The sequence below is a fragment of the Arthrobacter sp. 10N410 genome (genome assembly GCF_056394945.1).
This window is the reverse complement of the sequence record NZ_JBFTIP010000007.1, coordinates 37362-49158: the sequence shown is the minus strand read 5'-3', so window position 1 is coordinate 49158 and position 11797 is coordinate 37362. Positions and strand designations below refer to the sequence as shown.

Genomic DNA, 11797 nt, shown 5'->3' with positions numbered 1-11797 from the left:
CCTTCATTTTTGGTGCGAGTTGTGGTTCAGGTGCGGTTTGGTGCGTCAGAGGGACTCGTGGACAACCAACATGTCCGCGTCCAGTTCGCCGTCCGGGTAGAAACAGGCGAATTGCTGGTCTGTGGAGGCCGACGGCGAGGCGTCGGTCCGGGGGCCGGTGGCCGGGGCAGGCGCCGTCGCGGTTTCCAGCGGCGGCTCCAGGGTCAGGCACTTTTCCTGCTTGGCGGCCGGGAGTGCGGCGAAGACCGGGCAGCGGGTGGCGAAGTTGCAGCCCTTCGGCGCATCGAGCGGCGACGGCAGGTCGCCCTGCAGGATAATGCGTTCGCGGGTGCGCTCCAGCTGCGGGTCCGGCACCGGGATGGCGGAGAGCAGGGCGCGGGTGTAGGGGTGGCGCGGGTTGTCGAAGACGCTGTCGACGTCCCCGATTTCCACGATTTTGCCCAGGTACATCACGGCCACACGGTTGGAGATGTGGCGCACCACGGACAGGTCGTGGGCCACCATCAGGTAGCTCAGCCCGAGTTCGGCGCGGAGTTGGTCGAGCAGGTTGATGACGCCGGCCTGGACGGAGACATCCAGCGCGGACACCGGTTCGTCCAGGACCACGAGTTTGGGGTTCACCGCCAGGGCGCGGGCGATGCCGATGCGCTGGCGCTGGCCGCCGGAGAACTGGTTCGGGAAGCGGTTGACGTGGTCCGGCTGGAGGCCCACGAGCTCCATCAGCTCCATGATCCGCTTCCGGATCGCAGGCTTGGCCATCCCGGAGTTCTCCAGCGGCTCGGCCAGCACCTCGTAGACGGTGAAGCGCGGATCCAGGGCGCCGGTGGGGTCCTGGAACACCATCTGGAGTTCCTTGCGCATGGCGGCCTTGGTCTTGGCGTCCGAGGCGGCTTTGTTGCTCAGGCCGCCGATCGTCACCTCGCCGTCCTGGTCGCGGTGGAATTCCATGATTTCCAGCAGCGTGGTGGTCTTGCCGCAGCCGGACTCGCCCACGATCGAGAAGCATTCGCCCTCGCGGATGTCGAAGCTCAGGCCGTCCACGGCCTTGACCGTGCCGATCCGGCGCTTGAGCAGGGCGCCCTTCATCAGCGGGAAGTGCTTCTTGACGTCCTTGAGCTCCAGGACAGCCTTGCGCTCGGCCCGGGGCACCGCGTCGAACCGGGAGACGGGCACCGCGGGGGCGTGGAAGATTTCGTGGACGTCCACCTCGGTGGCAAGGGAATCGGTTTTGATGCAGGCGGCCTTGTGCTCCAGGGTGCCGTCGCCGGTGCCGCTGACCGGCCAGAGCTCGGGTTCGCCCTGCAGGCAGGCCTCGCTGACCAGCGGGCAGCGCGGGGCGAAGGAGCAGCCGGTGGGCGCGTGGATGAGGTTCGGCGGGATGCCCTCGATCGGCACCAGCGAGGTCTTCTCGGCCACGTCGACGCGGGGAACGGCGCCCAGCAGCCCCATGGTGTAGGGCATCCTGGGGTTGTAGTAGATGTCGTCGACGCTGCCGGTCTCCACCGGCTTGCCGGCGTACATCACCATGATGTCGTCGGCCATTCCGGCTACGACGCCCAGGTCGTGCGTGATCATCACGACGGCGGCGCCGGTTTCCTCCTGCGCGGTGTGCAGCACCTCGAGCACCTGCGCCTGGATGGTGACGTCGAGCGCCGTCGTCGGCTCATCCGCGATCAGAACGCGCGGGTTGTTGGCAATCGCGATGGCGATCATCACCCGCTGGCGCATACCGCCGGAGAATTCGTGCGGGAAGGCCTTGAGCCGGTCCTTGGGGCTGGGAATGCCCACCATGCCCAGGAGTTCGACGGCGCGGGCCTCCTTGGCCTGCTTGCTCATGGTCGGGTTGTGCACCGTGAGCGCCTCGATGATCTGGTTGCCTACGGTGTAGACCGGGGTCAGCGAGGACAACGGGTCCTGGAAGACCATGGCCAGCTCGTTGCCGCGGTAGCGGCACATGGCCTTGTCGCTGAGCCCCAACAGTTCCTGGCCCTTGAGCCGGACGGAGCCGGTGACCTCGGCGGTATCCGGCAGCAGGCCCATGATGGCCATCGAGGTGACGGACTTGCCCGAGCCGGATTCGCCGACGATCCCGAGGGTCTTTCCCGGCATCAGGTCGAAGTCGATGCCGCGCACAGCGTGCACCACGCCGTTCTCGGTGTTGAAGCGGACGTTGAGGTCGCGGACGGAGAGCACGGCACCCGCCGGCGCATCTGCGTAGTGCCCGCCGGCGGTGTGCAGGCCGGCCACGTGCAGCCGTTCGGCGGTGCTGAGGTCGGTGGCGGTGGTATCGCTGCTCATGAGGTCTTCTTCTTTTCCTTGGCGCTGCCAATGGAGCTGGAGCTGGGATCGAACGCGTCACGGAGACCGTCGTTCATCATGGCGAGCGAACCGGTCAGCAGGAACATCACGGTCAGCGGCACCCAGAACATCCACGGGAAGGTGGAGACCTGGGAGGTCGCCTGGCCGATCAGCACGCCCAGGCTCACATCCGGGACCTTGATGCCGATGCCGATGAAGGAGAACGCGACCTCGGCGAGGATGGCGCCGGTCACGCCGCGGGTGATGTCCAGGACCAGCAGCGAACCGATATTCGGCACGAGGTGGCGCCAGACGATGCGGCGCGCGGGGATGCCCATGTACTGGGCGGCTTTGACGAAGTCGCGCTGCATGAGCGACATCGAGAGCGAGCGGATCAGGCGGGCGGTGCCCATCCAGTTGAAGATCAGCAGGACGATGATCAGCAGCAGCCAGCTGGGGAGGTTCTGCTGCAGCCCGTTGCCGCCGCCGCTCGTGGCCACGGCCACGACCAGGAGGGCCGGCATCATGATCAGGGCTTCCAGGATGAACAGCATCACCTTGTCGACCTTGCCGCCGAAGTAGGCCATGGTGCAGCCGTACACCGCGGCGATCAGCACTGACACGAGGCCGACGACCAGGCCGATCAGGATCGAGACCCGGGTCCCTTCCACGGTCAGGGCGTACAGGTCGATGCCGGCCTGGGAGGTGCCCAGCAGGTGCTCCGAGGAAGGGCCCATGCCGATGTTGAAGGGGTCGATCGTCTCCTTGTCCCAGCTGGAGAAAATCCCGCCGATCAGGGACAGCACGGTGAGCAGGACGAAGATCGCCAGGCCGGTCACGGCGGTCTTGTTGCGCAGGAAGCGCCGCACGATGATCCGCGACTTCGCGATCACGACGTCGTTGTTCTCGATCTTGGCTTCTTCCGCGACGGCGGCCGGATCGATGGCGTTCAAGTTCGTCATGGCTACTGCACCCGCACTCTCGGGTCGACAAGGGTGGTGGCGAAGTCGGCGAGGATCGCCCCGATCGCGAAGATCACGGAGCCGTAGGCGAGTGTCGCCGTGGCCGCGTTGACATCCTGCAGCGCGATCGCGTCGATGCTCCAGGAGCCGACGCCGTGCCAGGCGAAGATCTTCTCGGCGAAGAAGCCGCCGGCGAAGATGGCCGGGATGGTGAAGGCGATGCTCTGCGCCACCGGGATGAACGAGACCCGCAGGGCGTGCCGGCTGATGGCCTGGTTGCGGGTGAGGCCCTTGGCCCGGGCGGTGCGGACGAAGTCGGCGTTGACGTTGTCCAGCAGGTACTGGCGCTGGGCGATCTGGTAGGCGCCCCAGCCCACGATCGTGATCGCGAAGGTCGGCACGGCGTAGTGGGCCATCATGTCGACGAACTGCACCCAGCCGTCACCGTCCAGCCCGGGTGTGGAGATGCCGGTGACGAAAAAGATCCGGTCGCCCACGGTTTCGTTGATGTTGATGGCGCCGAGCTGTACCAGGAAGTAGGCGATCGGGGCCGGCACGATGTACACGAGGTAGCTGTACGAGGTGATCGCGCGGTCGGAGAACTTGTACTGCCGGGCCGCGGTGTAGACGCCGAGGGCGACGCCGATGATCAGGGTGAGGATGATCGAAGCCAGGAACAGCCGGGTGGAGATCCAGACCCGGTCGCCGAACTCGGCGTTCACGAAGGCGCCGTTGGGGCTGCGTCCCCAGTCCCAGCGCGTGACGATTCCGGTGAGCCAGTCCACGTAGCGTTCCCAAGGGCTCAGGGCCGGGTCCAGTCCTTTGAGCCGGAAGGAGTTGGCAACCTGTTCCGGCGTGGGGCGCGGAATTTTTTCCTGCTCCAGCAGCGCCGGCTGCAGGCTGGTGACCGCCAGGAAATACCCGGCGCTGGTGGTCAGGAAAATCATGAATGCATACGTGACGGCACGTTTGGCAAGGTATCGGAGCATGGGGCTAGTTCAGGATCGCCGTGGTCTGCGCGGTTCCGGAGGCCACCGCACGGGCTGGGCCAGCCTGTCCGCAGGCCGGGGTCGTTACAACATTCACAGCGTGGATCCTTCCGTCGTCCCCCCATAAGGCAGCGGGGTGTCCGCTGCCGATCCGGGATCTCGGCCAGCGGGTGCCTGGCCCCCCGCAGGCCTTGCGGCCAGCCCAGCCGGGCTATGTTGCGGGTCACATTCCAGAGGAAACTACCACATAGAAATTGCGGGGAGGCGCGCGAAAGGGGGCGAAACGGTATGCCCACTACCAGATCGTTATGAATAACTCATTTGAATTGATTTGACTTGGCAGTCTCCGCGCGGGTCGGCTAGCCTACGCGCCGCGCACCACCCGGGTGGCCAGCTCCCGCCAGGACTCAACCAGCCGGTCCGGGGCGACCCCGTGGACCCGCACCGCATGCAGGATGCGCTCCGGCTCGAGGGTCACGCTCAGGGCGCCCGCCATCAGCCAGGGATCCGCGCTGACCCCGGCTTCGCGCAGCAGCAGTTCCAGATGCCGGTGCCAGAGCACGGCGGCGGGCACATCGAACCGGTTGTGGGCGGACGCATCCGCGGCGCGGGCGAGTTCACCAAATTCCAGCACCCAGGCAATCCGTTCCGCGCCACAGGCAATCAGCCGTTCCAGGGGCGGCGCACCGGGCCCCAGCGGCGGCGGCCCGAACATGAACCGGCCCTGGAACTGCGCCTCGGCATCACTGAGCAGGCTCATCATGAGTCCCGCCCGACTGCCGAAGCGCCGGAAGACGGTCCCCTTGCCCACGCCGGCGCGCCCGGCCAGGGACGCCATGGTGAGGCCGTCCGCCCCGCACTCCTCAATCAATTCCCGGGCGGCCCGGAGCAACAATTCACGGTTGCGGGCGGCATCCCGGCGTTCAGACTCGGCCGCGCCCCGGACGCCGGGACGATTACCGGAGTGGGCCGGGGGGTCGTCTGCTTGCCCGCCGGGCCGAATTGGGATGAGGCTCACAACGCCCATTCTAGCCCCGGGGGAATAATAAGCGGACCGCAGTCCGTTTAGCTTTGGTGAAGGCCATCAAAGCCTCCGCGACCATCCAGCCGCCGGAATCTCCGCGGCGCGTTTCAAGGAGTTCACATGACTACCAACACCGTTCTCACCCTGGTCGGCAGCCTGCGCGCCGGCTCCACGAATGCCCAGCTGGCTGAAGCCATCCAGCTCAACGCTCCCGAGCAGGTCGACGTCGTCATCCACGAGAGCCTCGGCAACATTCCGTTCTACAACGAGGACATCGACGTCGAGGGCCAGGTTCCCGCCGCCGCCGCAGCGCTGCGTGCCGCCGCAAACGACGCCGACACCCTGCTCCTGGTCACCCCGGAATACAACGGCACCGTTCCCGCACCGCTGAAGAACGCCATCGACTGGCTCTCCCGGCCCTTCGGCGCCGGCGCCCTGAGCGGCAAGCCCACCGCCGTCGTCGGCACCGCGTTCGGCCAGTACGGCGGCGTCTGGGCCCAGGACGAGGCCCGAAAGGCCGTCGGCATCGCCGGCGCCAAGGTGCTCGAAGACGTCAAGCTTGCCGTCCCCGGTTCGATGGTCCGCTTCGCCGAGGTCCACCCGAAGGACGACGCCGAGGTCGTGGAGCAGATCAAGGGCGTGTTCGAAGCCTTGGCCGAAGCCCGTACCGCCGACGCCGCCTAAGCAGGCTCATCACAGACCGACACCCCCGGCAGCGCCCCCCACTGCCGGGGGTGTCCTGTGTCCGGGATCCCCTGGCCGTTCTTGTGAACAAAAGTTTTCCCCGTGACAACGCGGGCCTGTATCCTAGGACTGTGACCCACGAAACACTTGATGCCGCCGCAGAGCTCCTTCCGGCCGAGGCAATTGACGCAATCGAACGGGCGGCTACGTCCGCCCACCGCCACGAGAGGCTTTTCTCGGAGCGCGCAGCAAATATCAAGCAGTCGGCCGTCCGGGACGTCTTCGACATCTCCCTGCGTCCGGGCCTGGTCTCCCTCGCCGGCGGCAGCCCCTACCTCCAGTCCCTTCCACTGGAGCGGCTGGGCCAGTCCGCCGCGAAAATCATCGCCGAACACGGCCTGACGGCGCTGCAGTACGGCGGCGGGCAGGGTACCGAAGAGCTCCGCGCGCAGATCTGCGAGGTCATGGCCGCCGAGGGGATCCTCGACGCGAAGCCCGAAAACGTCGTCATCACCGCAGGCTCGCAGTCCGCCCAGGACGTCGCGACCAAGGTCTTCTGCAACCCGGGCGACGTCGTCCTCGTGGAGGATCCCACCTACGTCGGTGCACTGAACACCTTCGAGGCCTACCAGGTCGAGGTGGGCACGGTGCCGATGGACGAGCACGGGATCATCCCGGACCTCCTCGAGGCCAGGATCGCGGCCCTGCAGACCGCGGGCAAGAACGTCAAATTCCTCTACACGATCCCTAGCTTCAACAATCCGTCCGGTATCACGCTCGCCGCCGAACGCCGGCAGCAGGTAGTCGATATATGCCGCAACGCGAATATTCTGGTCCTGGAGGACAATCCGTACGGCCTGCTGCGCTTCGACGGCCAACCGCTGACCCCGCTGCGGGCCGGCAACCCGGACGATGTGATCTACATGGGCTCCTTCTCCAAGATCTTCGCCCCGGGACTGCGGATCGGCTGGGCCCTGGTCCCGGCGCACCTGCAGCGCCGCTACTACCTCGCCTCGGAAGCCGTCACCCTGTGCCCGCCGACGCTCAACCAGATGCTGGTCTCCGCGTACCTGCGCGACTACGACTGGCGCGGCCAGATTGCCACCTACCGCGGGCTGTACCAGGAGCGGTGCGAGGCCATGCTCGCAGCCCTCGAGAAGTACATGCCCGAGGGGCTGAACTGGACACGCCCGCAGGGCGGCTTCTTCATTTGGGTCACGCTGCCCGAGGGCATCGACACCTACCCGCTGTTGCAGAAGGCCATCGAAGCCGGAGTGGTGTTCATTCCCGGTGCAGCATTTACCCACTCGGACGAGCCCTCCAACAAGTTGCGGCTCGCTTTCAGTGCGGTGCCGCCGGACGCAATCGAGGAAGGCGTCCGGCGTCTGGCGCCGGTACTGCGGGAAGCAGTCGCGGCGTTGTAGCCTGAACTATTGCTGTTGACTGAACGGCGCCTGACGTATTCATGCCTGACCAGAGGAGTCCCCTATGACCGGAATCATCGTTGTCGGCGTCGATGGCAGCGAGACTGCCCTGAAGGCGGCCCAAACGGCCCGGGACCTGGCTGTCTCGCTCGGCGCGACGCTGCACGTGGTCAGCGCGTTCGATAGCGACCGGACCGAGGTGTTCGGCAGCGGCAGCGACCGGTGGATTGTTTCCGACGCCGACGACGCCGAGAAGGTGGCCAAGGGTGTAGCCGACAGTCTCCGGACGGCCGGGATCAACGTCACCTACGCGGCAGCCCGGGGCAAGCCCGCGGAAGCGCTGATCCACGAGGCGGAACGTTCCGACGCGCAGATGATCGTGGTCGGCAACCGCCGCATGCGCGGCCTGGGGCGCGTCCTCGGCAGCGTTGCCAACAGCGTGGCCCACGGCGCCCCCTGCGACGTCTACATCGCCAAGACCGACAGCCCCGAGTAGCGGCGCAACTGCAGATGCCGGCGCAGCAGCCCTAGGGCTGCTGCGCCGGCTTTGCTGTCCTAGGCATCCACTGCCTTCAGCATCCGGCGCAGGATCTTGCCGGACGAGGACTTCGGCACCGCCTCGATGAATTCCACGCGCCGGATCTTCTTGAACGGCGCCACCCGGGCGGCTACGAATTCCTGCACCCCGGCTTCGTCCAGCAGCTCGCCCTCGGCGTTCGGCTGGCGCACCACGAAAGCCATCGGCACCTCCTGGCCGTCGGCGTCGGCGGTTCCGACCACGGCGGCGTCGGCGATGCCGGGGTGGGTAAGCAGCAGCGCCTCAAGCTCGGCCGGCGCAATCTGGTACCCCTTGTACTTGATCAATTCCTTGAGCCGGTCCACGATCGACACCACGCCATCCGCCCGCACCGTGGCGATGTCCCCGGTGTGCAGGAAGCCGTCCGCGTCGAGGGTGTCAGCCGTCTCATCCGGCCGGTTCAGGTAACCGAGCATCACGTTGGGCCCCCGGCACAGCAGGTGGCCCGGGGCGCTTGTTCCCTCCGCGGGGACCTCGATTTCCTCGCCCGTGGCCGGATCCACCAGCCGGCAGTCCATGTTGGGGACGGTGTAGCCCACCGAGCTGACCGGAACGTCCGTCGCGTCGACCGGGATCAGGTGGGAAACGGGACTCATCTCGGTCATGCCGTAACCCTGGAGCACCCGGCAGCCCAGCCGCTCGGCCAGCCGCGCCCCCAGTTCGCCGTCCAGCGGCGCCGCGCCGGACAACGCGGTGTGCACGGAGCTGAGGTCGTATTCCGCCACCAGCGGGTGCTTGGACAGTGCCACGGCAACCGGCGGGGCAATGAAGAGATAGCTGCACTTGTGGTCCTGGACCATCCGCAGGAATTCCGCGAGGTCGAACTTCGGGATGGTGACCAGCCTTGCGCGTTCCCGGAGGGCCAGGTTCAGCAGCACCGTGAGTCCGTAGATGTGGAAGAACGGCAGCAGTGCCAGCAGCCGGTCGTCCGGCAGGACCTTGAGCAGCCCGCGCGACTGTTCCACGTTCGCCACGAGGTTGCGGTGGCTCAGCATCACGCCCTTGGGCCGTCCGGTGGTGCCCGAGGAGTACGGCAGCACGGCGAGGTGGGTGGCAGGGTCGAAGCTGACATCCGGGGCGGGTGCGCCGCTGGCGAGCAGCTCCGTCAGCGAGGGGTGACCCTCGGCGCCGTCGAGCACCACCAGCCGCTCCGCGGGGATGCCCACCTGGCCGGCCGCTTCCCGGGCGGCGGGCAGCAGGGCCGAGATCGTAAAGAGCCAGCTGGCTCCGGCGTCGGTGAGTTGTTTCGCGATCTCATCGGCCGTGTACAGCGAATTGACGGGAGTGACGGTGGCGCCGGCCCGCAGCAGGCCGTGGAACACGACAGTGAACGCCGGGATGTTCGGGCATAGGATGGCGGCGACGCCGTGGATGCCCAGCCCCTGGGCGGCGACGGCGCCCGCGAGGGCGTTGATCCGGTCGCGCAGCTCGCGGTAGCTGGTTTCGGCTCCGCTGCTGCCGTCGACGACGGCGACCCGGTCCAGGTCCGCCTCCTCCAGGCCGCCGAAGAGGTACTCGTAAAGGCTGACGTCGGGAATTTCTACAGCGGGGAACGGGCTCGAGAACACGCAAAATCTCCTTTGATCGGCGTTCGCCGGCTCGGCGGCGGCTGGTGCCACTCTAGTGCCGCCGCGCGGTTCCGGGACAGGATTCGCCTGGATTTGACCGCGGTCACCCTCTGTCGTGGGCAGCCTCACCCGGAATTACCGGCGACGGCGCGGCGCGCGGCGGTAAAATTGGAGGTGCCCCCGATGGTGCGGACAGACCTATCCGCCACCTCCCGGGGAGAAACCATGCCTGTTCTTCAGCGCCGCCAGCTCGTCGGCCACGACATTCTGCTGGCCCGCCACGGAAACCACATCAGCACGATGCGGGTCGACCGTGCCGCCGGCCGGGTGGTCGCGTACCTCGACGACGGCTCGGTGGACAGCGCCCCCAATTTGATCTCCCCGGCGCTGCGGATGCCCGATACGGTCCGGAGCATCCTGCGCGAGGACTGGAAGTTCCTGGGCGCGGTCACGGCCGGCAGTTTCGGTTTCGCCGGCGTGGTGTTTGCCGCAGCGGCCGCCGTTGCCGGCTGGGGCAGCGACCCGGGCATGACCGAGCTGCTCTCGACCTTCGCCGCCTACGGGTCGAACTAGGCGCAACACGCCCGGACCCCGCGTTCCCGCCCGGTTTTTGGGCATCTCTACTGCAGCGGGGTCCGCGCCGGCGCCGGAGAACCGCGGGATCCCGCCGCCCGGCCGGGTACTGGCCAGGAACTGGCCGGGAACAACTGGGCAGGAGCGTCGGCGGCCAGCGCCCCGGAGCGGGGGCCGGACCGGCGGCCGCCCGGCTCAGTCCAGCAGCAGTGCGGGCTCTTCGAGGATGGCTGCGACGTCGGCCATGAAGCGGGCCGACAGGTCTCCATCCACCACCCGGTGGTCGAACGAACCGCCGAGCGTGGTGATCCAGCGCGGGATCACCTCGCCGTCGAGCACCCAGGGCTTCTGCTTGATGGTGCCGAAAGCCACGATCGCCACCTCGCCGGGATTGATGATCGGCGTTCCGGTGTCGATGCCCAGGGCGCCGATATTGGTGACCGTGAGGGTGCCGCCCTGCATCTGCGCCGGCTGGGTCTTGCCCGCCCGGGCGGTGGTGGCCAGCTCATTGAGGGCCAGCGCCAGTTCCTTCAGCGAGAGATCCTGGGCGTTCTTGATGTTGGGCACCATCAGCCCGCGCGGGGTCGCGGCCGCGATGCCGAGGTTCATGAAGTGCTTGACGTGGATCTCGGCTGAGTCGCTGCCGTCCTCGGCATCCACCCAGCTCGCGTTGACGCTGGGGTTCCGCGCGGCGGCCCAGATGACGGCTTTGGCGAGGATCAGCAGCGGCGAAACCTTGATGCCCTCGAAATCGCGGGAAGCCTTGAGCCGCTTGACGAACTCCATGGTGCGGCTGGCGTCCACGTCCACGAAGATGCTCACATGCGGGGCCGCGAAGGCGGACTCGACCATCGCCCGTGCGGTGGCCTTGCGGACGCCCTTGACCGGAATGCGCTCGATCCGCTGCTCCTGGGGGCGGCCGGTCTTGCCCCAGAACGAATCCGCCTGGTCCAGCTCGGCGTCGCGCTGGGCCTGATAGCTGACGAGGTCCTCACGGGTCACTTCGCCGCGCGCGCCGGTGGGAACGACGTCGGCCAGGTCGATGCCGAGGTCGCGGGCAATCTTCCGGACCGGGGGTTTGGCCAGGACACGGTTGACGAGGCCGGTGATGGCCCCGCCCAGCGTCGGGCGCTGGTCGACAGCTTCGGCTTCCGCCGCGACGGGCGGTTCAGCCTGGGTGGCCGCGGACGGGCTGATCCAGATGTCGTGCGCCTCGATCCCGGCCCGTTCGACGGCGGGGGCGGAGGCCGCCGCAACCGGCGCGGAGATCCGGCGGCGCCGTTTGACGGCGTCGGCCTTCGGACCGGAACCGACCAGCGGGCCGCCGGCCGGGGGCCCGGCCGGCTCGGCGGTGTCGTACGCGTCGTGCTCCAGCTTTCCGTACATCGGCGCCTCGGGCGCCGGCGCAGCGGCAGCGGCCGGGGTTGCGGCCGGCGCGGCGGGTTCGGCGGCGGCGTCGGAAACGCTGATGATCGGCGTTCCGACGTCGACCGTCACGCCCTCCGGGACTAACAGCTCGGTGACAGTTCCGGCGTAGGGGGAAGGAAGCTCCACGAGGGACTTGGCGGTCTCGATTTCGCACAGCACGTCGTTGACGGCCACGGTGTCACCGGCCTTGACCTTCCAGGACACGATTTCGGCCTCGGTCAGGCCCTCGCCCACGTCAGGAAGGTTGAACTTGTTCACGGTCATGGAGGT

General features: G+C 67.6%; 10 protein-coding genes. 4 read left to right on the top strand and 6 right to left on the bottom strand.

Annotated features, from left to right (window positions below; all coding sequences use genetic code 11):
- Positions 1-45: 45 nt before the first annotated feature.
- From AC1DB8_RS14320 to AC1DB8_RS14305, 4 genes are all read right to left on the bottom strand, one after another.
- Positions 46-2298, bottom strand: coding sequence for an ABC transporter ATP-binding protein (locus AC1DB8_RS14320; RefSeq protein ID WP_441419231.1), 2253 nt, complete (start codon positions 2296-2298; stop codon positions 46-48).
- Positions 2295-3260 (bottom strand): ABC transporter permease, encoded by a 966-nt coding sequence (locus AC1DB8_RS14315; RefSeq protein ID WP_476893399.1) that lies wholly within the window; start codon positions 3258-3260, stop codon positions 2295-2297. Before AC1DB8_RS14315 ends, AC1DB8_RS14320 begins: the two co-directional genes overlap by 4 nt.
- 2 nt (positions 3261-3262) lie before the next feature.
- Positions 3263-4249 (bottom strand): ABC transporter permease, encoded by a 987-nt coding sequence (locus AC1DB8_RS14310; protein WP_441419229.1) that lies wholly within the window; start codon positions 4247-4249, stop codon positions 3263-3265.
- A 364-nt stretch (positions 4250-4613) separates the two neighbouring features.
- A complete protein-coding gene (locus tag AC1DB8_RS14305) occupies positions 4614-5267 on the bottom strand; it encodes a TetR/AcrR family transcriptional regulator (RefSeq protein WP_476893398.1) in 654 nt (217 codons plus the stop codon).
- Positions 5268-5393: 126 nt separating this feature from the next.
- Between AC1DB8_RS14305 and AC1DB8_RS14300 the strand changes: the two genes are divergently transcribed.
- The 3 genes from AC1DB8_RS14300 (at position 5394) to AC1DB8_RS14290 (ending at position 7877) form a co-directional block, all read left to right on the top strand.
- The gene (locus AC1DB8_RS14300) at positions 5394-5957 is read left to right on the top strand and encodes an NAD(P)H-dependent oxidoreductase (protein ID WP_175323502.1); all 564 of its coding nucleotides are present in this window, start codon (positions 5394-5396) and stop codon (positions 5955-5957) included.
- A gap of 131 nt (positions 5958-6088) precedes the next feature.
- Complete coding sequence (locus AC1DB8_RS14295; protein WP_476893397.1) at positions 6089-7381, top strand: aminotransferase-like domain-containing protein; 1293 nt, start codon at positions 6089-6091, stop codon at positions 7379-7381.
- 64 nt (positions 7382-7445) lie between these two features.
- On the top strand, positions 7446-7877 hold the full coding sequence (locus AC1DB8_RS14290) for a universal stress protein (protein WP_175323500.1): 432 nt from the start codon (positions 7446-7448) through the stop codon (positions 7875-7877).
- 59 nt (positions 7878-7936) lie between these two features.
- Here AC1DB8_RS14290 and AC1DB8_RS14285 read toward each other — a convergent pair whose 3' ends face one another.
- Positions 7937-9526: an AMP-binding protein gene (locus tag AC1DB8_RS14285; RefSeq protein ID WP_476893396.1), complete on the bottom strand. Its 1590-nt coding sequence runs from the start codon at positions 9524-9526 to the stop codon at positions 7937-7939.
- A gap of 225 nt (positions 9527-9751) precedes the next feature.
- Here AC1DB8_RS14285 and AC1DB8_RS14280 point away from each other — a divergent pair, with 225 nt between their 5' ends.
- Positions 9752-10099, top strand: a complete 348-nt coding sequence (locus AC1DB8_RS14280) for a hypothetical protein (RefSeq protein WP_441419224.1) — start codon at positions 9752-9754, stop codon at positions 10097-10099.
- Positions 10100-10294: 195 nt separating this feature from the next.
- Here the strand turns inward: AC1DB8_RS14280 and AC1DB8_RS14275 are convergent, their stop codons facing one another.
- Positions 10295-11791 carry a dihydrolipoamide acetyltransferase family protein gene (locus AC1DB8_RS14275; protein WP_476893395.1) on the bottom strand — a complete coding sequence of 499 codons (1497 nt, stop codon included), beginning with the start codon at positions 11789-11791 and terminating at the stop codon, positions 10295-10297.
- Between the last annotated feature and the right edge of the window lie 6 nt (positions 11792-11797).